This is a genomic window from Burkholderia sp. BCC0397 (assembly GCF_902832865.1).
Classification (GTDB): domain Bacteria; phylum Pseudomonadota; class Gammaproteobacteria; order Burkholderiales; family Burkholderiaceae; genus Burkholderia.
The window spans coordinates 90,518-113,870 of the sequence record NZ_CADFDL010000014.1 but is presented as its reverse complement, the minus strand read 5'-3'; the positions used below and the strand labels follow the sequence as shown (position 1 = coordinate 113,870).

At 63.7% G+C, this 23,353-nt stretch carries 25 protein-coding genes and 1 tRNA gene; 21 read left to right on the top strand and 5 right to left on the bottom strand.

The genetic code is table 11. The features are described 5' to 3' along the window. Positions 1-45: 45 nt before the first annotated feature. The 11 genes from HWX03_RS30320 (at position 46) to tatC (ending at position 6,455) form a co-directional block, all read left to right on the top strand. Positions 46-666 (top strand): MarC family protein, encoded by a 621-nt coding sequence (locus HWX03_RS30320; protein WP_174431359.1) that lies wholly within the window; start codon positions 46-48, stop codon positions 664-666. Further along, a complete protein-coding gene (gene hisH, locus HWX03_RS30315) occupies positions 663-1,304 on the top strand; it encodes an imidazole glycerol phosphate synthase subunit HisH (RefSeq protein WP_089430509.1) in 642 nt (213 codons plus the stop codon). Before HWX03_RS30320 ends, hisH begins: the two co-directional genes overlap by 4 nt. Positions 1,305-1,467: 163 nt before the next feature. After that, positions 1,468-2,223, top strand: a complete 756-nt coding sequence (gene hisA, locus HWX03_RS30310) for a 1-(5-phosphoribosyl)-5-[(5-phosphoribosylamino)methylideneamino]imidazole-4-carboxamide isomerase (RefSeq protein WP_006477123.1) — start codon at positions 1,468-1,470, stop codon at positions 2,221-2,223. A gap of 106 nt (positions 2,224-2,329) precedes the next feature. Next, positions 2,330-3,103: an imidazole glycerol phosphate synthase subunit HisF gene (gene hisF / locus HWX03_RS30305; RefSeq protein ID WP_175823969.1), complete on the top strand. Its 774-nt coding sequence runs from the start codon at positions 2,330-2,332 to the stop codon at positions 3,101-3,103. Further along, positions 3,103-3,519: a phosphoribosyl-AMP cyclohydrolase gene (hisI, locus tag HWX03_RS30300; RefSeq protein WP_175873802.1), complete on the top strand. Its 417-nt coding sequence runs from the start codon at positions 3,103-3,105 to the stop codon at positions 3,517-3,519. Before hisF ends, hisI begins: the two co-directional genes overlap by 1 nt. Then, positions 3,516-3,881, top strand: coding sequence for a phosphoribosyl-ATP diphosphatase (locus HWX03_RS30295; RefSeq protein ID WP_006485344.1), 366 nt, complete (start codon positions 3,516-3,518; stop codon positions 3,879-3,881). Before hisI ends, HWX03_RS30295 begins: the two co-directional genes overlap by 4 nt. A 70-nt stretch (positions 3,882-3,951) precedes the next feature. Then, positions 3,952-4,344 (top strand): hypothetical protein, encoded by a 393-nt coding sequence (locus HWX03_RS30290; protein ID WP_175823971.1) that lies wholly within the window; start codon positions 3,952-3,954, stop codon positions 4,342-4,344. 31 nt (positions 4,345-4,375) lie between these two features. Next, positions 4,376-4,741 carry a histidine triad nucleotide-binding protein gene (locus tag HWX03_RS30285; protein ID WP_174431356.1) on the top strand — a complete coding sequence of 122 codons (366 nt, stop codon included), beginning with the start codon at positions 4,376-4,378 and terminating at the stop codon, positions 4,739-4,741. Positions 4,742-4,834: 93 nt separating this feature from the next. Further along, complete coding sequence (gene tatA, locus HWX03_RS30280; protein WP_174387956.1) at positions 4,835-5,068, top strand: Sec-independent protein translocase subunit TatA; 234 nt, start codon at positions 4,835-4,837, stop codon at positions 5,066-5,068. Positions 5,069-5,094: 26 nt separating this feature from the next. Beyond that, positions 5,095-5,625 carry a Sec-independent protein translocase protein TatB gene (gene tatB / locus HWX03_RS30275; protein WP_175823972.1) on the top strand — a complete coding sequence of 177 codons (531 nt, stop codon included), beginning with the start codon at positions 5,095-5,097 and terminating at the stop codon, positions 5,623-5,625. Between the two features lie 41 nt (positions 5,626-5,666). After that, a complete protein-coding gene (tatC, locus tag HWX03_RS30270) occupies positions 5,667-6,455 on the top strand; it encodes a twin-arginine translocase subunit TatC (RefSeq protein ID WP_174387958.1) in 789 nt (262 codons plus the stop codon). A 206-nt stretch (positions 6,456-6,661) separates the two neighbouring features. On the opposite strand, the gene HWX03_RS30265 is transcribed toward tatC, so the two are convergent. Then, positions 6,662-7,867, bottom strand: a complete 1,206-nt coding sequence (locus tag HWX03_RS30265; protein ID WP_174431354.1) for a Do family serine endopeptidase — start codon at positions 7,865-7,867, stop codon at positions 6,662-6,664. Between the two features lie 21 nt (positions 7,868-7,888). Between HWX03_RS30265 and HWX03_RS30260 the strand changes: the two genes are divergently transcribed. The 8 genes from HWX03_RS30260 to HWX03_RS30225 all read left to right on the top strand — a co-directional run bounded on the left by HWX03_RS30260 (position 7,889) and on the right by HWX03_RS30225 (position 14,421). Continuing rightward, complete coding sequence (locus HWX03_RS30260) at positions 7,889-8,635, top strand: Nif3-like dinuclear metal center hexameric protein (RefSeq protein ID WP_175823973.1); 747 nt, start codon at positions 7,889-7,891, stop codon at positions 8,633-8,635. A 218-nt stretch (positions 8,636-8,853) separates the two neighbouring features. Beyond that, entirely contained in the window at positions 8,854-9,474 is a 621-nt protein-coding gene (gene petA / locus HWX03_RS30255; protein WP_124614659.1) for a ubiquinol-cytochrome c reductase iron-sulfur subunit, read from the top strand. Next, positions 9,474-10,856, top strand: coding sequence for a cytochrome bc complex cytochrome b subunit (locus HWX03_RS30250; protein WP_175873801.1), 1,383 nt, complete (start codon positions 9,474-9,476; stop codon positions 10,854-10,856). The genes petA and HWX03_RS30250 overlap by 1 nt, the downstream gene beginning before the upstream one ends. Before the next feature lie 21 nt (positions 10,857-10,877). Next, positions 10,878-11,636, top strand: coding sequence for a cytochrome c1 (locus HWX03_RS30245; RefSeq protein WP_175823975.1), 759 nt, complete (start codon positions 10,878-10,880; stop codon positions 11,634-11,636). A 94-nt stretch (positions 11,637-11,730) separates the two neighbouring features. Continuing rightward, on the top strand, positions 11,731-12,342 hold the full coding sequence (locus HWX03_RS30240) for a glutathione S-transferase N-terminal domain-containing protein (protein WP_006400565.1): 612 nt from the start codon (positions 11,731-11,733) through the stop codon (positions 12,340-12,342). Positions 12,343-12,413: 71 nt separating this feature from the next. Beyond that, complete coding sequence (locus HWX03_RS30235; protein WP_174431350.1) at positions 12,414-12,935, top strand: ClpXP protease specificity-enhancing factor; 522 nt, start codon at positions 12,414-12,416, stop codon at positions 12,933-12,935. An 18-nt stretch (positions 12,936-12,953) separates the two neighbouring features. Then, positions 12,954-13,029 (top strand) — tRNA-Thr (locus HWX03_RS30230). A 174-nt stretch (positions 13,030-13,203) separates the two neighbouring features. Next, positions 13,204-14,421, top strand: coding sequence for an integrase arm-type DNA-binding domain-containing protein (locus HWX03_RS30225; RefSeq protein ID WP_175873800.1), 1,218 nt, complete (start codon positions 13,204-13,206; stop codon positions 14,419-14,421). 1,017 nt (positions 14,422-15,438) lie between these two features. On the opposite strand, the gene HWX03_RS30220 is transcribed toward HWX03_RS30225, so the two are convergent. From HWX03_RS30220 to HWX03_RS30210, 3 genes are read right to left on the bottom strand one after another with little or no spacing between them, the layout of a single operon-like run. Then, the gene (locus tag HWX03_RS30220) at positions 15,439-16,557 is read right to left on the bottom strand and encodes a DUF3396 domain-containing protein (protein ID WP_175873799.1); all 1,119 of its coding nucleotides are present in this window, start codon (positions 16,555-16,557) and stop codon (positions 15,439-15,441) included. A gap of 4 nt (positions 16,558-16,561) precedes the next feature. Further along, positions 16,562-17,302 (bottom strand): VRR-NUC domain-containing protein, encoded by a 741-nt coding sequence (locus HWX03_RS30215; RefSeq protein ID WP_059456335.1) that lies wholly within the window; start codon positions 17,300-17,302, stop codon positions 16,562-16,564. After that, the gene (locus tag HWX03_RS30210) at positions 17,299-17,826 is read right to left on the bottom strand and encodes a PAAR domain-containing protein (RefSeq protein WP_175873832.1); all 528 of its coding nucleotides are present in this window, start codon (positions 17,824-17,826) and stop codon (positions 17,299-17,301) included. Before HWX03_RS30210 ends, HWX03_RS30215 begins: the two co-directional genes overlap by 4 nt. A gap of 882 nt (positions 17,827-18,708) precedes the next feature. Here HWX03_RS30210 and HWX03_RS30205 point away from each other — a divergent pair. Continuing rightward, positions 18,709-18,912 (top strand): hypothetical protein, encoded by a 204-nt coding sequence (locus HWX03_RS30205; protein ID WP_089466519.1) that lies wholly within the window; start codon positions 18,709-18,711, stop codon positions 18,910-18,912. 102 nt (positions 18,913-19,014) lie between these two features. Here the strand turns inward: HWX03_RS30205 and HWX03_RS30200 are convergent, their stop codons facing one another. Further along, on the bottom strand, positions 19,015-19,815 hold the full coding sequence (locus HWX03_RS30200) for a cystine ABC transporter substrate-binding protein (protein ID WP_175873798.1): 801 nt from the start codon (positions 19,813-19,815) through the stop codon (positions 19,015-19,017). A 353-nt stretch (positions 19,816-20,168) separates the two neighbouring features. On the opposite strand from HWX03_RS30200, the gene HWX03_RS30195 reads away from it, so the two are divergent. Further along, positions 20,169-23,336 carry a type VI secretion system Vgr family protein gene (locus tag HWX03_RS30195; protein ID WP_175873797.1) on the top strand — a complete coding sequence of 1,056 codons (3,168 nt, stop codon included), beginning with the start codon at positions 20,169-20,171 and terminating at the stop codon, positions 23,334-23,336. Positions 23,337-23,353 lie beyond the last annotated feature (17 nt).

The window sequence follows — 23,353 nt, the reverse complement described above, 5'->3', positions numbered from 1 at the left end:
CGCTAAGGACAACCTCACGGCTTCGGCGCGGCGCGCCGGCTTGCGATGGATCTGCTCAAATCGTTCATTTCGCTGCTCGCGCTGATCAATCCGGTCGGCGCGGTGCCGTTCTTCCTGAGCCTGACGGCGCAGCAGACGGACGTCGAGCGGCGCCGCACGATCCGGATCGCGTCGGTGTCGGTGTTCTGCGTGATCACGGTGACGACGCTGCTCGGGCAGCAGATCATCGACTTCTTCGGCATTTCGGTCGGCTCGCTCGAAGTGGGCGGCGGGATCATCATGCTGCTGATGGCGATCAACATGCTGAACGCGCAGATCGGCAACACGCGATCGACGCCGGAAGAGCGCCACGAGGCCGAGCTGAAGGACAACATCGCGGTCGTGCCGCTGGCGATCCCGCTGCTCACGGGCCCCGGCTCGATCAGCACGGTGATCATCTATGCGGCGAACTCGCATCACTGGTATGAGCGAGCCGGGCTCGTCGCGATCGGCGCGGCTCTGGCTCTGCTGTGTTTCTTCGCGATGCGGCTTGCCGAGCCGATCGCGAACTGGATCGGCCGCACCGGCATCAACATCGCCACGCGGCTGATGGGTTTGATGCTGTCGGCGCTGGCGGTGGAATTCATCGTCAATGGACTGAGGGCGCTACTGCCTGCACTGAGATGAAAACTTCGATTGCGATTGTGGATTATGGGATGGGCAACCTGCGCTCGGTCGCGCAGGCGCTCAAGAAGGCCGAACCGGCCGCCGACGTGGCGATCGTCGACACGCCGGCCGCGATTCGCGCGGCCGACCGCGTCGTGCTGCCCGGCCAGGGCGCGATGCCCGACTGCATGCGCTGCCTCGGCGAATCGGGCCTGCAGGAGGCCGTGATCGAGGCGTCGCGCACGAAGCCGCTGCTCGGCGTGTGCGTCGGCGAGCAGATGCTGTTCGACTGGAGCGCGGAAGGCGACACGAAGGGCCTGGGCCTCCTGCCCGGCAAGGTCGTGCGCTTCGCGCTCGACGGCCGGCTGCAGGACGACGGCTCGCGCTTCAAGGTGCCGCAGATGGGCTGGAACCGCGTGCGCCAGGCGCAGCCGCACCCGCTGTGGGACGGCGTGCCCGACGACGCGTATTTCTACTTCGTGCACAGCTATTACGTAACGCCGGACAACCCGGCGCACACGGTTGGCGAAACGGCCTACGGCGCGCCGTTTACGTCCGCGGTCGCGCGGGACAATCTCTTCGCGACCCAATTCCACCCCGAGAAAAGCGCGGAGGTCGGGTTGCGTCTGTATCGCAACTTCGTACACTGGAAGCCGTAAACGTGGTGCGCGAGCCACAGTCGACGGGCCTGGAAGGCCCGTCTTGCCGGGCTCGCACGCCTAAGCGCCGAAAGAGTTGTACTAAACTAGCGAGACGGCGCGGCACCGGTTTGGCCGGTACGCGCCGGATTCTTTTCATTTTCCACGACGACACCCGATTGCTATGTTGCTGATTCCGGCCATCGACCTCAAAGACGGTCAGTGTGTGCGCCTCAAACAGGGCGATATGGACCAGGCCACGATTTTCTCCGAGGACCCGGCGGCGATGGCCCGCAAGTGGGTCGATCTCGGCGCCCGGCGGCTCCATCTCGTCGACCTGAACGGCGCATTCGCCGGCAAGCCGAAGAATCTCGAGGCGATCGAAGCGATCCTCGACGAAGTCGGCGATGAAATCCCCGTACAGCTCGGCGGCGGCATCCGCAGCCTCGAGACGATCGAGAAGTATCTCGACGCCGGCCTGTCCTACGTGATCATCGGCACCGCCGCCGTGAAGAATCCGGGCTTTCTGCAGGACGCGTGCACCGCGTTCTCCGGCAGCATCATCGTCGGGCTGGACGCGAAGGACGGCAAGGTCGCGACCGACGGCTGGAGCAAGCTGACCGGCCACGAAGTGATCGATCTCGCGAAGAAGTTCGAGGACTACGGCGTCGAATCGATCGTCTACACGGACATCGGCCGCGACGGGATGCTGCAGGGCATCAACATCGACGCGACCGTGAAGCTCGCGCAGGCAGTCGGCATCCCGGTGATCGCCAGCGGCGGCCTGTCGAACCTCACGGACATCGAGAGCCTGTGCGAAGTGGAAGAGCACGGCGTCGAAGGCGTGATCTGCGGCCGTGCGATCTACTCCGGCGATCTCGATTTCGCGGCCGCGCAAAAACGCGCGGACGAACTGAACGGCGAACTCGACAACGCGTAACCGCGGTTGCCCCGTTCGCCGGGGCCGCCTGCGGGCGGCCCCGACCGGAAGCCTCGCGCGAGGCTTCCGCAACCGGCCGTCCCAGCGCGGCATTTGGCGCAACATCATGGCTCTAGCTAAACGCATCATCCCCTGCCTGGACGTGACTGCCGGGCGTGTCGTCAAGGGCGTCAATTTCGTCGAGCTGCGCGACGCCGGCGACCCCGTCGAAATCGCCCGCCGCTATGACGACCAGGGTGCCGACGAACTGACCTTCCTCGACATCACCGCGACCTCCGACCAGCGCGACCTGATCCTGCCGATCATCGAAGCCGTGGCGTCGCAGGTGTTCATTCCGCTGACCGTCGGCGGCGGCGTGCGCGCCGTCGAGGACGTGCGGCGCCTGCTGAACGCGGGCGCGGACAAGGTCAGCATGAACTCGTCGGCGGTCGCGAATCCGCAGCTCGTGCGCGACGCGGCCGACAAGTACGGCTCGCAGTGCATCGTCGTCGCGATCGATGCGAAGCGCGTGTCGGCCGACGGCGAGACGCCGCGCTGGGAAGTGTTCACGCACGGCGGCCGCAAGAACACGGGCCTCGACGCGATCGAATGGGCGCGCAGGATGGCCGAGCTCGGCGCGGGCGAGATCCTGCTCACGAGCATGGACCGCGACGGCACGAAGTCGGGCTTCGACCTCGCGCTCACGCGCGGCGTGTCGGACGCGGTGCCGGTGCCGGTGATCGCGTCGGGCGGCGTCGGCTGCCTGCAGGATCTCGCGGACGGCATCAAGGACGGCCGCGCCGACGCGGTGCTGGCCGCGAGCATCTTCCACTACGGCGAGCACACGGTCGGCGAGGCGAAGCGCTTCATGTCCGATCAGGGCATCCCGGTGAGGCTGTGATGAATACCGAAACGAAATCCCTGCCCGCGTGGCTCGACAAGGTCCGCTGGGACGACAACGGCCTCGTGCCGGTGATCGCGCAGGAAGCGTCGACGAACGACGTGCTGATGTTCGCGTGGATGAACCGCGAGGCACTGGCGAAGACGATCGAGACTCGGCGCGCGGTCTACTATTCGCGCTCGCGCAAGCGCCTGTGGTTCAAGGGCGAGGAGTCGGGCCACGTGCAGCACGTGCACGAGGTGCGGCTCGACTGCGACGAGGACGTCGTGCTGCTGAAGGTCGAGCAGGTGTCGGGCATTGCCTGCCACACCGGCCGGCATTCGTGCTTCTTCCAGAAATTCGAAGGTACGGTGGACAGCGGCGACTGGGTCGCGGTCGAGCCGGTGCTGAAAGACCCCGAACACATCTACAAATGACGCAATCGACCGAAGACACGCTGCTGCGCCTCGCGGCCGTGATCGATAGCCGCAAGGGCGGCGATCCCGATCAATCGTACGTTTCGCGCCTGTTCCACAAGGGCGACGACGCGGTGCTGAAGAAGATCGGCGAAGAGGCGACGGAAGTCGTGCTGGCCGCGAAGGACGTGCGCCAGGGCGGCGCGCCGACCGCGCTCGTCGGCGAGGTGGCCGACCTGTGGTTCCACTGCCTCGTGATGCTGTCGCATTTCGACCTGAGCCCGGCCGACGTGATCGCCGAACTCGAGCGCCGCGAAGGCTTGTCGGGCATCGAGGAAAAGGCGCTGCGCAAGCGTCGCGAGCGCGAGGAAAACGGCGGGTGACAGGCAGGCCCCGCCGCGGTGGCAACAGTGCGGTAAGCTGTAAGAATTGTCATCTAACGGGGGTAGCATCATGAACGATACGTCGAACCAGTTTCCGACGCCGACGGTGCCGGGCGCAGCGGATGCCGAACGCCTGAACGGGCTGCGCACGCTGACCCACGTGCTGTACGGCCTCTATGCGATTCACTGGCTGACGGGCGGCGTCACGGGCATCATCGCGATCATCATCAACTACGTGAAGCGCGGCGATGTGGCCGGCACGCCGTATGCCGATCACTTCGAGTGGCAGATCCGCACGTTCTGGCGCGCGCTGATCGCCTACGTGATCGGCTTCGCGCTGATGTTCGTGGTGGTTGGGTTCGTCATCATGTTTGTCACGTGGATCTGGACGCTGTACCGTATCATCAAGGGTTGGCTGTACCTGAACGACAACAAGACGCTCGATCCGCAGGCGTGGTTCTGACCGGCCACGCGCGGGCGTTTGCAGGAGCAACATGAGTCACGATCCGAATTGCCTGTTCTGCAAGATCGCGGCAGGCGAGATCCCGAGCACGAAGGTGCACGAGGACGACGAATTCGTCGCGTTCCGCGACATCCGCCCGGCGGCCGAGACCCACGTGCTCGTGATTCCGCGCCAGCACGTGCCGACGCTATCGGCGGCGAGCGACGCCGATGCGCCGATGCTCGGCCGGCTGATGCTGCTCGTCGCGCGTCTGGCCGATCAGTTGGGCGTCGCATACACGGGCGGCGAAACCGGTTTTCGCACGGTGATCAACACGGGCCCGGGCGGCGGGCAGGAGGTCTACCACCTGCACGCGCATATCCTGGCCGGCCCGCGCCCGTGGCAGCGGATGGGTTGACGACGCGGGGCGTTTCCCCGCATCCGATAGTCGAAGCCGGCGCGTCGCCGGCGATTTGCGCCGCACGGCGGCGTGGTTGAGGAGAGTTTCATCATGGGTGGATTGAGCATTTGGCACTGGCTGATCGTGCTGCTGATCGTCGCGCTGGTTTTCGGTACGAAGAAGCTGCGCAACATCGGCGGCGACCTCGGCAGCGCCGTGAAGGGTTTCAAGGACGGCATGAAGGATGGCGAGGCGCCTGCGCAGGATGCGCAGCACCTGCCGCGCTCGGGCTCGGTCGACGTCGACGCGAAGGAAACGACGCGTTCCGACTCGAACAAGGCGTAACGCCGGCACGCTGACAGACATTCACGATGCTGGATCTCGGTCTTTCGAAGATGGCGCTGATCGGCGTCGTCGCGCTCGTGGTGCTCGGCCCCGAGCGCCTGCCGCGCGTCGCGCGTACGGCAGGTGCACTGTTCGGCCGCGCGCAGCGGTACATCAACGACGTGAAGGCCGAGGTCTCGCGCGAAATCGAACTCGACGCGCTGCGGACGATGAAGACCGATTTCGAGTCGGCCGCGCGCAACGTCGAGACGACGATTCACGACAACCTGCGCGAGCACGAGAAGGAACTGAACGACACGTGGCATTCCGCGGTCGGCGGTCTTGACGGGGCTTCCGGCGACGCCGGTTCCGTCGGCTCCGATACGCCCGCGGCGCCGTCGTGGCGCGGCAGTTCGGCCGCGCTTGCGCCGAAGCGTCGCAACTGGCGCATCAAGCAGGCGGCGACGCCTGTCTGGTACAAGCGCACGACGACCCGCCGCACGCACGTGCAGTCGGGCGCCGCGCGTGTCGCGCGCCACCAGCCGGCCAGCCTGCGCCGGCCGACGCGCTTCTTCTGAGTCGAGCGCATGCTCGCTCGTCAATCCTACCGAGGGCCGGTGTGAGCGACCCCCAGCAGAACCCGGGCGACGCCCCGGAAGAAACCTTCATTTCCCATCTCGTCGAGCTTCGCGATCGCATCATTCGCGCGGGGCTGGCCGTGATCGTCGTGTTCCTCGGGCTCGTCTACTGGGCGCCCGACATCTTCCGGCTGCTCGCGCGGCCGTTGATGGAGAACTTGCCGAAAGACGGCAAGATGATCGTCACCGACGTCACCGGCTCGTTCTTCGTGCCGATGAAGGTCACGATGCTCGTCGCGCTCGTGATCGCGCTGCCGATCGTGCTGTACCAGATCTGGGCGTTCGTCGCGCCAGGGCTGTACCAGCACGAGAAGAAGCTCGTCATGCCGCTCGTCGGCAGCAGCTACTTCCTGTTCCTGTGCGGGATGGCATTCGCGTATTTCCTCGTGTTCCCGACGATCTTCCGCGTGATGGCGCACTACAACGCGCCGCTCGGGGCCGAGATGACGACCGACATCGACAACTACCTGAGCTTCGTGCTGGGGATGTTCATCGCGTTCGGGGTCACGTTCGAGGTGCCGATCGTCGTCGTGCTGCTGGTCCGGATGGGCGTGCTGTCCCTGAAGAAGCTGAAGGAGATGCGACCCTACGTGATCGTCGGCGCATTCGTGGTCGCGGCGGTCGTCACCCCGCCGGACGTGTTCTCGCAATTGATGCTGGCGCTGCCGCTGGTCGTGCTGTTCGAGATCGGGCTGCTGGCCGCGCGGTTCTTCGTGCCGAAGAAGCCGGTAGAAGAAGGCGAGGCGGGGAACGGCGAAGCCGCGGGTTGACGGCGCGGCGCCGGGCGGCTTTCCGGTCAGGCCGGAGTGGCCCGGTACCGCGGTTGGCCGCTAGCCAGCGCATGGCAAAGCCGCCTTCCCGGCACCAGACATCGTTTGAAGCAAAGCAAAAGGGCAGCCGGTCGGCTGCCCTTTTTCATTTCCGCGTCTTGTTGCGTCGCGTCGCGACCGGCAGGCGGCGCGCCGCCCGCCGACCCTCATTCGCTATCGCTGTCCTGCTCGTCGAGCGTCTGCTTCGGCGGCGGCGGGCGCTTGCCGATCACGACGTTCACGTCGAACTGCTTGCCCTTGCGCACGACGTGCACCTTGGTCGACGTGCCTGGCTTGATTTGCGCGACGGTGTTCAGCAGCTTCGTCGTGTCGGTGATTTCGTCGCCGTTCACGCTCACGAGGATGTCGCCCGGCTTGATGCCGGCCTTGTCGGCCGGGCCGCCCTGCAGCACGCCCGCGACGATCGCGCCCGACTTCTGCTGGAGCCCGAACGACTCGGCGATTTCCGGCGTGACGTCCTGCGGCTCCACGCCGATCCAGCCGCGCGTGACCGAGCCCGTCGTGATGATGCTTTCGAGCACCGTGCGCGCGGTCGACACGGGGATCGCGAAGCCGATGCCGAGCGAGCCGCCCGAGCGCGAGTAGATCGCCGTGTTGATGCCGAGCAGGTTGCCGTTCACGTCGACCAGCGCGCCGCCCGAATTGCCGGGGTTGATCGGCGCGTCGGTCTGGATGAAGTTCTCGAACGTGTTGATGCCGAGGTGATTGCGGCCGAGCGCGCTGATGATCCCCATCGTGACCGTCTGGCCGACGCCGAACGGGTTGCCGATCGCGAGCACGACGTCGCCGACGCGCGACTGGTCCGAACGGCCGAGCGTGATCGTCGGCAGGTCCGTCATGTTGATCTTCAGCACGGCCAGGTCGGTTTCGGGATCGATGCCGATCACCTTCGCGGTGGCCGTGCGGCCATCGGCGAGCGCGACTTCGATCTGGTCGGCGCCGTCCACGACGTGCTGGTTCGTTAGAATGTAACCTTCAGGGCTCACGATGACGCCGGAGCCGAGGTTGGCGGCCGGCTCGTCCTGCTGCTTGCGGGCGTTGCGGTCGCCGAAGAAGTAGCGGAACAGCGGATCCTTCGCGCGCGGGTCGGGCGGCAGCGAGCCGTCCTTGCTCGAGAACACGTTGACGACGGCCGGCATCGCCTTCTGCGCGGCTTCGGCATACGACGTGGTCGCCGGTGCGCCGCCGATGCCCGGCGCGACTTCGCGCAGCGCGACGATCGGCGTGGCGAGCTGCTTGCCGAGCTGTCCTTGCCGTTGCAGCCATTGCGGCTTGAGCGTCACGACGATGAACATCAGCGCGAGCAGTACGGTCACCGCCTGCGCGAAGAACAGCCAGAAGCGTCTAAGCATCTGAATGGATTAGAGGTTTATATGGATCGGATCGAACTCGAATTGTACTTGAACAATACCCTTGAAACCGCGCGCTTCAAGGACTATTGCCCGAACGGCCTCCAGGTCGAAGGGCGCCGCAAGATCGAGAAGATCGCCACCGGCGTGACGGCGTCGGTCGCGTTCCTCGAAGCCGCGCTCGAATGGGGGGCGGATGCGGTGCTCGTTCATCACGGCTATTTCTGGCGCAACGAGGCGCCGCAGATCACCGGCCGCAAGTATCAGCGCTTGAAGCTGCTGCTCGCGAACGACCTGAACCTGTTCGCGTTTCACCTGCCGCTCGACGCGCATCCCGAGTTCGGCAACAACGCGCAGCTCGGCGAGAAGCTCGGCCTGATCGGCGAGCAGCGGTTCGGCGAAGGCGATCTCGGCTGGATGGCGACGCTGCCGATGCCCGTGACGCTCGAGCACTTCGTCGCGAAGGTCGAGCGCACGCTCGGCCGCACGCCGCTCGTGCTCGGCGATGCGGACACGCAGTTGCGCCGCATCGCGTGGTGCACGGGCGCCGCGCAGAGCTATTTCGACGCGGCGATCGACGCCGGCGCGGACGTGTTCCTGACCGGCGAGGTGTCCGAGTCGACCACGCACGCGGCGGCGGAGAGCGGCGTCGCGTTCGTTGCGGCAGGGCACCATGCGACCGAGCGCTACGGAATCCAGGCGCTTGGCCGCCACTTGTCCGAAGAATTCGATCTCGAACACCTTTTTATCGATATTCATAATCCGGTCTGAGCGACGGATTTGCGGCGGTGCATCGAAATTTCGCAATGTAGCGTCTGCTTAAAAGTGAAATGATTTAATCGCTCCGATAGTGGGGGATAACCCTTAACTATCAAACACTTCGAAGGGATTTTCATCTCCGGGCCTTGTAAATGGCGACTCCATTCGCGCACACTAGCGGCGGAATCGAAAGTCGTGACGGAAAATCCAACTCAGAAGTGGGGCGTGTGATGCGAGACAAGGAAGAGAAACGCGTCGACAGCGGCCGCCGTACCTGGCTGATTGCGACATCCGTAGCAGGTGGCGTGGGAGGCGTAGCCACCGTCATACCTTTCGCGGCGTCGCTTGCGCCGTCCGCGAAAGCGAAAGCGGCCGGTGCGCCGGTCGAGATCGATATCAGCGGCCTGAAGCCCGGCGAAATGGTCACCGTGCCGTGGCGCGGCAAACCCGTCTGGATCCTGAATCGCACCGATTCGATGCTGGCCGATGTGGTCAAGGCCGACAAGGAAGTGGCCGATCCGACCAGCAAATCCCCGTATTCGATGCCGTTGCCCGCGTATTGCGCGAACGAATATCGGGCGCGGGCCGACCGCAAGAACATTCTCGTCGTGATGGCCGTGTGTACGCACCTCGGCTGCACGCCTAGCCAACGCTTCACGCCGGGTCCGCAGCCGAACCTGCCGGACGACTGGCCGGGCGGTTTCCTGTGCCCGTGCCACGGTTCGACCTACGACCTCGCCGGCCGCGTGTTCAAGAACAAGCCGGCGCCTCAGAATCTCGACATCCCGCCCTACATGTTCACGTCGGCGACGACCCTCGTGATCGGCAAGGACGAGAAAGGAGAAGCGTGATGGCCGCCGACAACAAGGAAGTCTCCACGACAGGTTTCACCGGCTGGATCGACCAGCGCTTCCCGCTCACGTCCACCTGGAAGAAGCACGTATCCGAGTACTACGCGCCGAAGAACTTCAACTTCTGGTACTTCTTCGGCTCCCTCGCGCTGCTGGTGCTCGTCAACCAGATCGTCACGGGCATCTTCCTGACGATGAACTACAAGCCCGACTCGACGCTCGCGTTCGCGTCGGTCGAGTACATCATGCGCGAGGTGCCGTGGGGCTGGCTGATCCGCTACATGCACTCGACCGGTGCATCGATGTTCTTCGTGGTCGTCTACCTGCACATGTTCCGCGGGCTGCTGTACGGGTCGTACCGCAAGCCGCGCGAGCTCGTATGGATCTTCGGCTGCGCGATCTTCCTCTGCCTGATGGCCGAGGCGTTCTTCGGCTACCTGCTCCCATGGGGCCAGATGTCGTTCTGGGGCGCGCAGGTGATCGTGAACCTGTTCTCGGCGATCCCGTTCGTCGGCCCGGACCTGTCGCTGTGGATTCGCGGCGACTACGTCGTGTCCGACGTCACGCTGAACCGCTTCTTCGCGTTCCACGTGATCGCGATTCCGCTCGTGCTGGTCGGGCTCGTCGTCGCGCACCTGGTCGCGCTGCACGAAGTCGGGTCGAATAACCCGGACGGCATCGAAATCAAGGCGAAGAAGGACGAGAACGGCATCCCGCTCGACGGCATCCCGTTCCATCCGTACTATTCGGTGCACGATTTCCTCGGCGTGTGCGTGTTCCTGATGGTGTTCGCGCTGATCGTGTTCTTCTCGCCGGAAATGGGCGGCTACTTCCTCGAGGCGAACAACTTCGTCCCGGCGAACCCGCTGCAGACGCCGCCGGAGATCGCGCCGGTCTGGTACTTCACCGCGTTCTACGCGATGCTGCGCGCGACCACCGACCCGTTCAAGATCGTGCTGATGATCGTGATCGCGCTGCTCGGCGTGCTCGCGCTGATCCGCGCGCGCGGCAAGTGGAAGATCGGGCTGCCGGTGCTGGCCGCCGCGATCGTCGTGTTCATGTACCTGACGGAGTCGAAGTTTTGGGGCGTCGTCGTGATGGGCTCGGCGGTAATCACGCTGTTCTTCCTGCCGTGGCTCGACCGCAGCCCGGTGAAGTCGATCCGCTACCGGCCGCTGTTCCACAAGGTGTTCCTCGGGATCTTCGTCGCGGCGTTCCTGACCCTCGCGTTCCTCGGCACGCGGCCGCCCTCGCCGGCGGCGACGCTGATCGCGCAGGCCTGTGCGTTGATCTACTTCGCGTTCTTCCTCGGCATGCCCGTCTGGACGCCGCTTGGCACGTTCAAGCAGCCGCCGGAACGGGTGCGCTTCAAGCCCCATTAACGTGAGCGAGGAGAGAACGACATGAAGAAACTGCTTTCGACACTCGCGCTGATCGGGGCGACCGCCTGTGCGCTGCTGGCGGCGCCGGCCGTGCGGGCGGAAGGTAATTTTCCGCTCGACCGGGCGCCCGATAACACGGAAAATCTCGTTTCGCTTCAGCACGGCGCGCAATTGTTTGTAAACTATTGCCTGAACTGCCACAGCGCGAACCTGATGCGCTACAACCGTCTGACGGATCTGGGCATATCCCAGAAGGAGATCGAAACGAATCTCCTGTTCACGACCGACAAGGTCGGGAACACGATGTCCGTTGCGATGCGGCCCGACGACGCGAAGAACTGGCTCGGCACCATGCCGCCCGACCTGTCGGTCGAGGAGCGTGCGCGCGGCCGCGACTGGCTGTATACGTATCTGCGGAGCTTCTACCGCGACGATACGCGGCCGACCGGCTGGAACAACGCGGTGTTCGAGAACGTCGGCATGCCCCATGTGTTGTGGCAGCTGCAGGGGCAGCGCGTAGCCAAATTCGAAGACAAGACGGACGAGGAGACGGGCGAGAAGGTCCACACGCTCGTCGGCTTCCAGCAGGTCACGCCGGGGACGCTCTCGTCGCCCGACTACGATGCTGCGGTGGCCGACCTGGTGGCCTATATGACATGGATGTCCGAGCCGGCCCAGCAGACCCGCAAACGCCTCGGCGTGTGGGTGCTAGTCTTTCTCGGTGTCCTGACTTTCCTGGCCTGGCGGCTCAATGCCGCGTACTGGAAAGATATCAAGTAAACACGCCTGACCGGCGTGGGGCCGGCGCAAGGCGGAACCCGTGAAAGGGGTTGCGCCGCGTGCCGGCCCTCGGCTTTTTTGAGGAAACGCAAATATGATGGTTCTGTATTCCGGCACAACTTGCCCGTTCTCCCAGCGTTGCCGGCTGGTGCTGTTCGAGAAGGGCATGGACTTCGAAATCCGTGACGTCGACCTGTTCAACAAGCCGGAAGACATTTCGGTGATGAACCCGTACGGTCAGGTGCCGATCCTGGTCGAGCGCGACCTGATCCTGTACGAATCGAACATCATCAACGAGTACATCGACGAGCGCTTCCCGCATCCGCAACTGATGCCGGCCGACCCGGTGCAGCGCGCACGTGCGCGCCTGTTCCTGCTCAATTTCGAGAAGGAACTGTTCGTCCACGTCAGCACGCTCGAGAACGAGAAGGGCAAGGCGGCGGAGAAGAATCACGAGAAGGCACGCCTCGCGATCCGCGATCGCCTGACGCAGCTCGCGCCGATCTTCGTGAAGAACAAGTACATGCTCGGCGAAGAGTTCTCGATGCTCGACGTCGCGATCGCACCGCTGCTGTGGCGCCTGGATCACTACGGCATCGAGCTGTCGAAGAACGCCGCGCCGCTGATGAAGTATGCCGAACGGATCTTCAGCCGTCCGGCCTACATCGAAGCACTGACGCCGTCCGAAAAGGTCATGCGTCGTTAATGTTGCAATGAAGGCATGACGGAGCGGGTGGCGCGGCGTGCCGCGCGCCCGCTCCGGGTTCGAGGATTGTGATGCAAGAGATTTCAACGAAGCCTTATCTGCTGCGCGCGTTGTACGAGTGGTGCACCGATAACGGTTACACGCCGCATATCGCGGTGAGGGTCGACAACTCGACGCGCGTGCCGCGTCAGTTCGTGCGTGACGGCGAGATCGTGCTCAACATCAGCTTCGAGGCGACGAGCCAGTTGCAGATGGGCAACGAGTGGATCGAGTTCACGGCCCGGTTCTCCGGGAAGGCGCACAAGATCGAGATTCCGGTGGCCAACGTGCTCGCGATCTATGCGCGCGAGAACGGGCAGGGCATGGCGTTCCAGGTCGATGCGGTCGCGGGCGAAGGCGAGGATTCGGGCGCGTTCGACGATGACGCCGTGCCGGCCGATGACGCGCAGCGTGACGAGTCGGCATCGCCGTTGGCGCCGGTCGCCGACAGCGGCGCGAACGAGGAGCCGTCCGAAGGGGCCGACGAACCGCCGAAAACCGACGGCGACGGCTCGAAAGGCGGCAGCAGACCTCGCCTCAAGATCGTGAAATGAGGTAGAATCTCGCGCTACGCCGGCTTAGCTCATCTGGTAGAGCAGTTGATTTGTAATCATCAGGTGGCGGGTTCGAGTCCTGCAGCCGGCACCAAACACTAGTTTCAAGTAGTACCCGGAAGTCCCAAAACCCGCGTCCAGCCTAGCGCTGACGCGGGTTTTTTGTTTCAGGACGTCCCGTGAGAGGCCGGGGCATCCCCAAAATTTGGGGGTAAGATTCGGGGTATGACTTCCGGGATTTGGGGGTATGCCGTACCCTCGACGAACAATGAAAACCAAACCTCTTACCGACGCCAAGTGCCGTAACGCTAGATTCGATGAGGCCGGGGGAAACAAACTCTTCGACGGCGGCGGCCTGTATCTCGATCTGCGCTCCAGTGGTTCGAAGAAATGGCGGCTCAAATACCGGTTCAATGGCAAAGAAAACCTGCTGACGTTCGGCGACTATCCCGCGACGTCGCTCGCTGATGCTCGGTCGAGGCGTGACGAAGCGAAGCGGCTGTTAGCGGAAGGGAAGAACCCAGCGTTCGAGCGTGACGTCGAGAAGCAGACTCGCGCCATTGCCGCACAGAACACCTTCGAGGCCGTCGCGCTGGAGTGGTATGAGGCGCAGCAAGCGACATGGAGCGCTTCGCACGCGAACCGAGTCAAGAAACAGCTCGATCGCGAGGTGTTTCCCCTGATCGGCCAGCGTCCGATTTCTTCGATCGGCGCACCGGATTTGCTCGCGGTCATTCGACGAATCGAAGGTCGAGAGGCGTTCGAGACGGCGCGCAAGACGTTGCAGACATGCGGCCAAGTCTTTCGCTATGCCGTTGCAACGAGCCGTGCCGAGCGAGATCCGTCGCCGGACCTGCGAGGCGCATTGAAGGCGGTGCCCGTCAAGCATATGGCGCGAGTCGGCGAAAGCGAGCTGCCGGAGCTACTACGCTCTATCGCTGCCTATGAGGGCGAGCCGGAGACTCGGCTCGCTCTGAGATTCCTGGCATTGACGTTCGTTCGCACCATCGAACTGCGGCAGGCGGAGTGGGCGGAGATTGACGTGGAGCGCCGAGAGTGGCGAATTCCGGCTGAGAAGATGAAGATGCGCCGCGTGCATATCGTGCCGCTCGCTGACCAAACGATCGCGCTGCTTTCCGAGCTACGCGCGCTGACGGGCCACCGTCGCTGGCTGTTCCCGAACAGCCGTAGACCGTTGCAGCAGATGAGCGAGAACACAATCCTGTACGCGCTATACCGGATGGGCTATCGCAGTCGCATGACCGGGCATGGGTTCCGTGGTCTCGCCTCAACGATCTTGAACGAGAAGGGCTTCAATTCCGACTGGATCGAGCGTCAGCTCGCCCACTCGGAGCAGGACGGCGTGCGGGCGGCATACAACCACGCCGAGTATCTGTCCGAGCGCCATCGCATGATGCAGTGGTGGGCGGACTATCTCGACAAACAGGGTGGGGCGAAGATCATCCCGATCGCGGCGGCAAGCTAGACTCGTGCCGCCACGCGTATGACCCCCTTGCTGCGCACCTCCCACCGATTTTTCAGAGTTGGCACCGCACTGCCGGTCCCCTGCATTTCGGTATGAATATGACCCCCTTTGGCGTGTCGGGGGTAGAGAAAATACGCGGGTGTGAGCCCCCGCGTCTTTGCCCTAGACGCAGGGTCCCCCGCTTTCCGGCCACACCGACACTTGCGGCCGGCGCAACAATGCCCGATCGGGGCGCATCGCGGACACCCCCCTCGAAAACACGTCTCTGATGCCCGTCAAATCCCGGAGAGCCGTGCCCTGTCTAGCTTCGCGGTCGACGCAGACGGTCGACGCCTGCCCGCTCACTGCAAAACGAGTTGGAGATTTGGAGATAAACGCCTGAATCGGCCGCAAAGCCTTGTGGGGTGAGGCTTCGCGTGTCTCCAAACGATTTGGAGAACGCTGGAGATACTGGAGATAAACCGGGCTGGATTGTTACGGCTGCGGCAAGATTCGTGGCAGCCGCCCGCCCGGTTCCGTCTGGAGCGTATCGCTCAAAGTAACTTTGAAGCACGGGCCAAGAATGCCGCGCAAAGGAATGCCCGCCACCGCCCTCCCGGACGGCGGCGGTGCATTTCACAGCTCAAGCGTGAAGATCGACGGCAGCACGCGATAGACCATGAATTTCCCGTGGCCGGGGATGTACTCCTGCCGGTACGGGTATGCGTTATCTGCGTTGTCCGGAGATGAACGCAAAAATTTTATCAATCCGCTATTAAAGCATCCCGCGATGACTGCAACCGACCGGTGGGTAGCATCTTGGATTTTGAAGGGACGCCCGGAGCCAGAAATTGACTTGGGCGAGGAAATCCCCTTCTAATTCTGATTGACGGTTTTTGCCGATAGACCGAATCCCCCACTATCGGCCCGTGAGTGCTCGACGGCGCGACCGGCGGCAGTGGGGCTGGAGGTGCCCCCTGAAAGCATTTGGCTCGTTGTTGCGTATGGTCGATCACGTGCCGCTCTTCGGTCTCGACATCAGGCAGTTTCGCCGCTCAGCTTCGGCGTCTTATGTAGCTCGACCCAGAAGCCGTTGAGTTGATCATCCTGTACGTTGAACCGACGCAGCCAACCTTCGGTTGCTACGACCGTATTTAGCAGGGGCGCGGTACTGTCCAGTGTCCCGTCTTGCAGCGTATCGACCTCATCCGCGATGATCGGCCGCAGCGCGTGGTTCAGAATGACGTACGCGGCGGGTGGAGATACGGGAATGCCTGGTCCATTGGATACGCCGGACTGCGGCGCGACACCGGCCTGAATAATCAAGCCCCCGTTCCCCAGGGGAATACGGGCGAACCAATCCGGCGGGAGTCCGAGTGCCGATGCGCCACCGACAGCCGCGACCAAGTCCGCATCGAGCGCGTTGAGCCAGTCAACGGTCTTGATCTTCGTGTAAAGCTTACGAATGGTGGAGCGCATTGGATCGCCGACGTCGATGCCAGGCCCGAAACGGCGCGCGTAGAAATACTCGCTGGCTTCGTTTGGTCGCCGCCCCATTGGAGGCACGTTCACGGCCAGCCCGCCGTGACCGCTAACTATCGGCAACGCTTCTGCGAACGCGCGGAACATCGCCTCGAACACGCCGGGGCGGTGGGCGATAAACGCACGCGGTACCGTGAAGACCAGTCCGTCGAGACCGCGTTTCCGTGCAGCCTTCTTTTCGCTAAGCGCGAACACCGTGAATTCATAGAACCCGGTCGCGAGCTTGTGCTCGGCGCTGGTGATCGCGACCGCAAGGGCCTCGTCGGCGGGGACGCTCGTCGCGAGACTTTCGAATCCCGGAGACTTGTCGTACTGGATCGGTTCCTCTCCCTCGGAATAGAACCAGCGCAGGGGCCCGGACTTCGACGGCGTCTGGCCGGCCGCCACTTCGAGCGCGTGTTGATATTCCTCGATCGCCGCGTTGTACTGCTTGAAGCAGCGCATCAGCGCTTGCCGAACCTCCGACGTGAAACCGTTGCGGAAGTAAAGCACGCCCCGCACTACAAGGGCGGCACCCGTAATCCCTTTTTGGTGCGCGGGCTCGTAAAGCCCGAAAGGCATGGTGTCCGCACGGCGCGGATCTTTGGCCCAAGCTTCAATTTCGTCGTTCGTCATGGCGTCAAAGCGGGAGCGGGAATGCAGGTGGCGGCAATGAGGGCGCGGTCGGGAGCGGTGGGCCTCCGGGCGCGGTGCTATTGCCGCCGAACAAGTCGTCAAGCTCGGATTGTCGCGCGGATTGCTTCGAGCGCGAAGCTTCCTTCTGGCCGTCGTCGTCGCCGCATCCGCAATCAGCCGCGCCGAGGTGAACAAACTTCGACGGGCCGCCCGCGATTTCGATGTAGTCGTCTTCCTGATCAGGGCCGTATCGATCGCCGGGGAATTTCATTTCCACGACGGTCTTGATATTAGATTGCTCCGGAGGTTTCGACGGGTCGTTCACGATGACGACGTCAGGGCGGCGGACGTCGCCTTTCTCGTATTTCCTGCCCTTGCTGGGCCACACATCCTTGATCCACTGGCGAATGCCCGAATTGGGCTCCAGCGGATCGTCGTAGTCCATGATCGGCTGCGGTGGATTCGTCGTCATATCGTACGGTTGTTCCGGCCGGTATTCCGTTGGAACGCCCGTCTGCATCTTCGACACCTCATTGGGTAGCCCGAGGCGCATTTCGACGCAGCGCTGCCGCTGGATTGTTCCGGCTTTCGTCGCGACGCCGATCCGACGGCACTCGCAGAACGTGTGACACAGAACTTTCCGATCCTTCGGGGAGAGTTTGGAGGCGCTTAATCCAACCTGCGTTGTCTGGCCACCGGTGCTCGAGCCCCCAGTAGACGACCCTGGGGAGTAGGGGCCGGTCATGCATCGCTCCCGGGCTGATGGAACGACAGCGATGCAGCTTGGTGACTGCTGATCCAATCAGTGTGGCCGCTCGCGTCGGTCGTGCCTTGGACCGTCTTGCCGTCCGCCGACGTCACCGTGTACGGGTGGTTCGCGATCGGTTCGCGCGTCCTGTCGTCGACGAGCTGGAAGCGTCCGCGATACGCGCCATCGTCCTGCGCGACGTTTTGCGCAAGCACGCTTTTACCCGCGCCGATCGAGCCGCCCGTGCCGGACGTCGGTTCTACCGTCGCCTGACCTTGCGATGCGATCAGCGTTGCGCCGCACGCCGTCTTGTCCCCATCGGTCGCCACGGCCCGCCCACCGAACGTCATGCTGCGCACCCGAACGCCAATGATCGGATAGACGCCGCCGCACTTCGGGCACGACACCATGTCACCTTCGAGCGCCAGCGGCTTCCCGAATACGATGTTGGTCGACGTGCAGGCGAGTACCCGGCCACCGTGCGAAGTCGTATCGCCTTCCCGAATGAACGCAGAACTCATGCCGAATCCTCTGTTGAAATTTTGCGAGGACTGTAGCACGCACCGAATAAGGGTAACTACCCTGTCAAAGTTGCCGGGAGGCTTCGCAGGTGAATGGCGCGGTGCAATTTTTGACCGTGCAAAGTCACTTTTCATTGAACACTCGGCCAGCTTTTGCCGTTGCATCGGGGAGGGCTGCGGCAGGGGAGTTTCTTTGCGCGCAGCGTTCCAGACCGTAGGGTGCTTCTCGACACGGCTGGCGTCATGCGACGTATTTGCCGGCTATCTCCAACTTTGTCTCCAAGTAAATGAGTGTTTTGGAGATACACTTGGAGATAGTCGGACCCTTGACCAGTAAGGCTTCCGGGGTGAATTGAGCGTATATCTCCAAATCTCCAGAAGTTTTCTGTTCGGGCGGCCGGCGATCGGCGACTTACGCCACAATTTCTCGCTCGATGGCCTCGTCCGCATGGGCTCAACCGATTGGGGGTATGTTTGGGGGTTTGTGCTCCAATCGTCGATTCCATTTTCGTTTTGAATCAATTGATTGGATAAAGATTGTTGATCCTGCAGCCGCACCAAATCCGAAAAGGGGTTACGGAGTTTTCCGTAACCCCTTTTTTATTCATGGGGCCGCGCGCCGCGATGTCGCGAGCGCCATCGTTATCCCCCTTTTCTTGTCACGCCCGCGTCACGCTGCACCTCTAACGTTGCACCTTCCCGGCGCGGCAGCATTTTCGCGATCGGGGTGTGCGTGACAGCATCCGACGCCGTGCCCGCGTCGCGCAGGGTCACCCGGGATCTCGCTCCCGCCAGCGCATTGGCTTCTGCCGCATCCATTCCATTCGAAAACGCGATCGACGCCGATCGAACTGCATCGCGTACGATCAGGAGACATGGACCATGTTGAGTCCGCATGAATTCTCTATGCTGCTGCGCATTGCGCGTGCGCCCGACAGTGTCGACCTCGCGAACCCGGCCTTTGCCGTGCTCGTCGAAAAGCGGCTGGTCGACGACACGCAGGTACGCGTGAATGAGATAGCGGCGCGCCCGGCGCTGACGCCGATCGGCCAGATGCTGCTTGCCCGCTTCGACGAGGCGGCCTGACGGAAAAGAGAAACAGCAGAGGGAGAGGAGAGAAGAATGCAGCCGAGCGTCACGCCTTCGCCGCAGCGAAGAACGTGACGCATTGAAAGCGCGGCGAACCGCTTACTGCGCAACCGGCACCGTCACGTCGCTGCCGAACCAGTGCGTCGAGATCTTCTTCAGCGTACCGTCCTTGCGCAGCGACTCGAGCGCGTCGTTGATCGCCTTCTCGAACTTCGGGTTGCCCTTGCGGAACGGGATCGCCATTTCCTGCTTGCCGCCGTTCAGCACCGCCCCCGAGCGCAGCGGCAGGTTCGACGTCTTGATCATGTAAGGAAGCATCAGGCGGTCGTCGAGCGTCGCCTCGATGCGGCCCGCGGCGAGGTCGCGCAGCTTCTCCGGCGCGCCCGGGTACGTCTGCACCTCGATGCCGGGCACGGTGCGCGCCATCTGGTCGTAGTTGGTGCCGAGCGTCACGCCGAGCTTCTTGCCCTTGAAGTCCTCGAGCGACTTGAAGTTGCGCGTGTCGTCCTTGCGCTGGATCAGCTGCGCGGCCGAGTACGTGTACGGCTCGCTGAAGTCGAGCACTTCCTTGCGCTGCGGCGTGATCGTGACCTGGTTGACGATCACGTCGAACTTGCCGGCCTGCAGACCGGCGATGATGCCGCTCCATTCGGTCGGGATGAATTGCGTCTTCACGCCGAGCTTGCCGGCGACCGCGTTCGCGACGTCGACGTCGAAGCCCTCGAGCTGGCCGGACGTGCCGCGCGAGTTGAACGGCGGATACGTGCCTTCGAGGCCGACGCGCAGCACGCCGGCTTTCTTCACGGAATCGAGCAGGTCGTCCGCGTGCGCGGCGACGGCCGTGAAGCCGAGTGCGGACGCGAGCAGCAGGCCCGACAGCAGGAACTTCGAACGTTTCATCGCAGATCTCCAGTGTTCAGTGTCGTGGTGTGAGCGCCGGGTATCGGTCGGACCCGGGGGGCGGCCGGAATACGGGCACGTAGACACTACTCGCAACCGCGCTGCGCCGAAAGTCGAATTGGCCCTGATTGCAATCGATTTCATGAGGCGGCCCGGGCATCGTTGCGGCGCGGGCCTGTTTCGGCGAGCAGTCAGTCGGGAAGGTCTGTACACGAGGCTTCCGAGCACGTTTGAAAATGTGCTTTTAAATCAGGCCACTTTTCGAATTCGTGCAAAGTTTTGCCTGTAAAATCGCGCAAACGAAATGAAGCTGCGCCATCCGAGGGCGCGTCAAAAGAAAAAAGGCCGTAGCCATGAACATGCAGAACACGATCGCCGCATTGCGCGGCGGGTTGCTTCAGCAGGACCGGTTGCTGAAGCTCGATACGCCCTTGGGGGGCAACGTCCTGACCGTGCAGCGGGCAGTCGGCCACTCGCGGATCGGGCGCGCGTACGAGTTCACGCTCGACGTGCTGTCGACCGACAGCGATCTGGAGCTTAAAAAGCTGATCGCGCAGCCGGTCACGTTGTGGATTCAGCAAGGCGATCGCAGCTACCGGCCGGTGAATGGCTACGTGCACACCGCGCGTCGTCTGGGCGCTGACGGCGGACTCACGACTTATCAGCTCACGTTTGCCGATTTCACTCATTTCCTGAAGTTCCGTCGCGACCAGCGGATCTGGAACGATACGACCGTCGAGCAGATCATCAGCGATGTGCTGGACCAGCATCCGCAGGCGAAGGGCCATTTTCGCTTTGCGCTGTCGAAGCCGTTGCCGAACCGCTCGTACACGCGCCAGCACGACACCGACTGGCATTTCGTCCATCGGCTGATGGAGGACGAGGGGCTTTACTGCGCGTGGCAGCAGGCCGACGACGGCAAGTCGCATACGCTCGTGATCACCGACAACCTTCACGCGTTCGCGCCGTTGTCGCCGGAGGCCGTGCGCTTCTATCACGGCGGCGCGGCCAGCGAGGCCGACGCATTCACGCAATGGTCGGGCACGCGTACGCTGCAGAGCGTCACGCGATCGACTCGCACGTTCGACTACAAGAATCCTTCGCAGCCGTCGAACCCGAAAGGCACGTCGCTGCCGACGATGGGCGGCCAGGGCGAGTTGCCCGACCAGCTCGAAGTTTACGAGTACACAGGCGCCTATACGTATCTGGACCAGACGCGCGGCGACCATCTGACGAAGGTCAAGATGGAGGAATGGGAGTCGCAGGCAAAGCGTTTTCATGGCGTGGGTGGCGTGCGCGCGATCGATGCGGGCCGGCGGTTCACGCTGTCGGATCATCCCGAGCACGATCGCGATCCCGCCGATCAGCGCGAATTCGCGGCGATCGGCGTCGAATGGTGGATCGAGAACAACCTGCCCGTTGCGAGCGGCAGCGCGGACTTCCCGTACAGCCTGCGCGAAGCGTTGACGCAAGCGCAGGAGGGCTATGGTGCCGACCCCGCGTTTCGTGTGCCGCACGACGACGGATCGACCGGCTTCTATCTCGTCGAAGTCGAAGCGCAGCGCGTGAGCGTGCCGTACCGCAGCCCGTTCGAGCATAAAAAACCGGAGATGCATCTCGAGACGGCGATCGTCGTCGGGCCGCAGGGCGAGGAAGTCTATACCGACGAGCTGAACCGGATCCGCGTGCAGTTCGTGTGGGATCGTCTGAACCCGGGTAACGAGAACGCGTCGTGCTGGGTGCGCGTCGTGCAGTCGGATACGGGGGGCGGCTACGGCGGCGTGCACGTGCCGCGTATCGGCGAGGAAGTGCTGATCGACTACGTCGGCGGCGACTGCGACCGGCCGCTGGCCGTCGGGCGCGTATACAACGGCGCGAACCAGCCGCAGTGGCATAGCGACGGGATCCTGTCCGGGTATCGGTCGAAGGAGTATTCGGGCGGCGGCTACAACCAGCTCGTGATGGACGACGCGACCGGGCAGAACCGCGTGCAGCTGATGAGCAGCAGCGCGAACAGCCTGCTGCATCTCGGCTACATCATCGACCAGAGCGGCAATTCGCGCGGGTCGTATCTCGGCAGCGGGTTCGACTTGCGCTCGGATGCGTACGGCGCGGTGCGGGCGAGCCAGGGCCTGTACGTGACGACACACCCGAAGGCGCAGAACAGCCAGCCGCTCGATGTGAAGGAGGCGCAGCAGCAGCTCGTGACGGGCGAGAGCCTCGTCGAGGCGATGTCGGGCGTGAGCGAGCAGCATCAGGCGGAGAGCCTGAAGGAAGCGCACGACACGATGCGTGCGTTCACCGATGCGACGCAGGACAGCAAGTCGGGCAGCGCAGCGGGCGGGCGCACAGCGGGCGGCGGCACGGGCAGTGCGAATGCGTTCAAGGAGCCGGTGATGCTGTTCGGCAGCCCGTCGGGAATCGGGATGTCGACGCAGCAGTCGCTGCATATGGTCGCCAACGATCACGTGAACGTGGCGAGCGGACAGAGCGTGCATGTCGCGGCGGGCAAGTCGCTGATCGGCAGTATCGGGCAGAAGCTGAGCCTGTTCGTGCAGAACGCGGGGATGAAGCTGTTCGCGGGCAAGGGCAAGGTCGAGGTCCAGGCGCAGTCGGACAACATCGAGGTGACCGCGCAGAAGGCGGTGAAGGTCGTGTCGGCGACCGGGCAGATCGAGATCGCGGCCGATCAGGGAATCCTGCTGACGAGCGGCGGCGGGTATATCCGCATTCAAGGCGGCAACATAGAGATTCATACGCCGGGCGCGGTCGATGTGAAGGGTGCGTCGCATACGTTCGCCGGGCCGGCGAGCATGGGTTATCCGCTGCCGAGCCCGCGGCCGGATCAGCCGGGGCAGCTCGAACTGTTTCACAAGTACGTGAACGGCGAGGCGGTGAAGGGTGGGTTGTTCACGGTGAAAGACGTGAACGGTTCAGTGCTGAAGAAGGGCGCGCTCGACAACAGCGGCTACACGGTCGTGAGCGGGTTGCCGCCGGGCGCGGTGCGCGTCGAGTTCGGGAAAGACCCGCGCGAGTCGGATCAGCCGGCGAATTATTTCAAGCAGGCGAAGTGGCCGGCGGAGCCGGTCGAATCGTCGCCGGAAGCGGCTCAGGCAGCGGCAACGGGGCAGCTTGCCAGCCAGTTGCAAGGGATGGCCCCTGCGGCGGCGACGGCAGCCATGGGTCTCGTGAGCGGCGGCGGTGCAGGTGCTGCGTTGGGCGGTCTGGCGAGTTCCGCGTTGCCGGCTGCGGCGGGCGCGCTGGGCGGGGCGGGCGCAGTCTCGGCGTTGCAAACGGCTTCGAGCATGGCCGGTGCCGCGAAGCAGGTGGCAGGGATGGTGCAGGCGGCGCGGCAGGGCGGGCTTGCGGCGTTGGCCGCGCCGGTTGCCAATGCCGCGTCCGGCGCGTTGCCAGGTGTGGCCGGGATCGCGGGCAAGGGTGCTGCGACGGTCGCGTCGGCTGCAGGTGCCACCGGCATGAAGCTGCCGACGAGCGGGTTCGGCGGACCGCTGAAATCCTGAGAGGGCGGTGGCTTGTC

Bases quoted from the DNA above. Each gene is read 5' to 3' on its own strand.
- HWX03_RS30225 (WP_175873800.1), top strand. From the start codon at position 13,204: ATGAAAACCAAACCTCTTACCGACGCCAAGTGCCGTAACGCTAGATTC.
- hisA (WP_006477123.1), top strand. From the start codon at position 1,468: ATGTTGCTGATTCCGGCCATCGACCTCAAAGACGGTCAGTGTGTGCGC.
- HWX03_RS30245 (WP_175823975.1), top strand. From the start codon at position 10,878: ATGAAGAAACTGCTTTCGACACTCGCGCTGATCGGGGCGACCGCCTGT.
- HWX03_RS30290 (WP_175823971.1), top strand. From the start codon at position 3,952: ATGAACGATACGTCGAACCAGTTTCCGACGCCGACGGTGCCGGGCGCA.
- HWX03_RS30210 (WP_175873832.1), bottom strand. From the start codon at position 17,826: ATGAGTTCTGCGTTCATTCGGGAAGGCGATACGACTTCGCACGGTGGC.
- HWX03_RS30265 (WP_174431354.1), bottom strand. From the start codon at position 7,867: ATGCTTAGACGCTTCTGGCTGTTCTTCGCGCAGGCGGTGACCGTACTG.
- HWX03_RS30285 (WP_174431356.1), top strand. From the start codon at position 4,376: ATGAGTCACGATCCGAATTGCCTGTTCTGCAAGATCGCGGCAGGCGAG.
- HWX03_RS30320 (WP_174431359.1), top strand. From the start codon at position 46: ATGGATCTGCTCAAATCGTTCATTTCGCTGCTCGCGCTGATCAATCCG.
- HWX03_RS30240 (WP_006400565.1), top strand. From the start codon at position 11,731: ATGATGGTTCTGTATTCCGGCACAACTTGCCCGTTCTCCCAGCGTTGC.
- HWX03_RS30235 (WP_174431350.1), top strand. From the start codon at position 12,414: ATGCAAGAGATTTCAACGAAGCCTTATCTGCTGCGCGCGTTGTACGAG.
- HWX03_RS30220 (WP_175873799.1), bottom strand. From the start codon at position 16,557: ATGACGAACGACGAAATTGAAGCTTGGGCCAAAGATCCGCGCCGTGCG.
- hisI (WP_175873802.1), top strand. From the start codon at position 3,103: ATGAATACCGAAACGAAATCCCTGCCCGCGTGGCTCGACAAGGTCCGC.
- HWX03_RS30260 (WP_175823973.1), top strand. From the start codon at position 7,889: ATGGATCGGATCGAACTCGAATTGTACTTGAACAATACCCTTGAAACC.
- tatB (WP_175823972.1), top strand. From the start codon at position 5,095: ATGCTGGATCTCGGTCTTTCGAAGATGGCGCTGATCGGCGTCGTCGCG.
- HWX03_RS30295 (WP_006485344.1), top strand. From the start codon at position 3,516: ATGACGCAATCGACCGAAGACACGCTGCTGCGCCTCGCGGCCGTGATC.
- hisH (WP_089430509.1), top strand. From the start codon at position 663: ATGAAAACTTCGATTGCGATTGTGGATTATGGGATGGGCAACCTGCGC.
- HWX03_RS30195 (WP_175873797.1), top strand. From the start codon at position 20,169: ATGAACATGCAGAACACGATCGCCGCATTGCGCGGCGGGTTGCTTCAG.
- tatA (WP_174387956.1), top strand. From the start codon at position 4,835: ATGGGTGGATTGAGCATTTGGCACTGGCTGATCGTGCTGCTGATCGTC.
- HWX03_RS30215 (WP_059456335.1), bottom strand. From the start codon at position 17,302: ATGACCGGCCCCTACTCCCCAGGGTCGTCTACTGGGGGCTCGAGCACC.
- HWX03_RS30205 (WP_089466519.1), top strand. From the start codon at position 18,709: ATGTTGAGTCCGCATGAATTCTCTATGCTGCTGCGCATTGCGCGTGCG.
- petA (WP_124614659.1), top strand. From the start codon at position 8,854: ATGCGAGACAAGGAAGAGAAACGCGTCGACAGCGGCCGCCGTACCTGG.
- HWX03_RS30200 (WP_175873798.1), bottom strand. From the start codon at position 19,815: ATGAAACGTTCGAAGTTCCTGCTGTCGGGCCTGCTGCTCGCGTCCGCA.
- HWX03_RS30250 (WP_175873801.1), top strand. From the start codon at position 9,474: ATGGCCGCCGACAACAAGGAAGTCTCCACGACAGGTTTCACCGGCTGG.
- hisF (WP_175823969.1), top strand. From the start codon at position 2,330: ATGGCTCTAGCTAAACGCATCATCCCCTGCCTGGACGTGACTGCCGGG.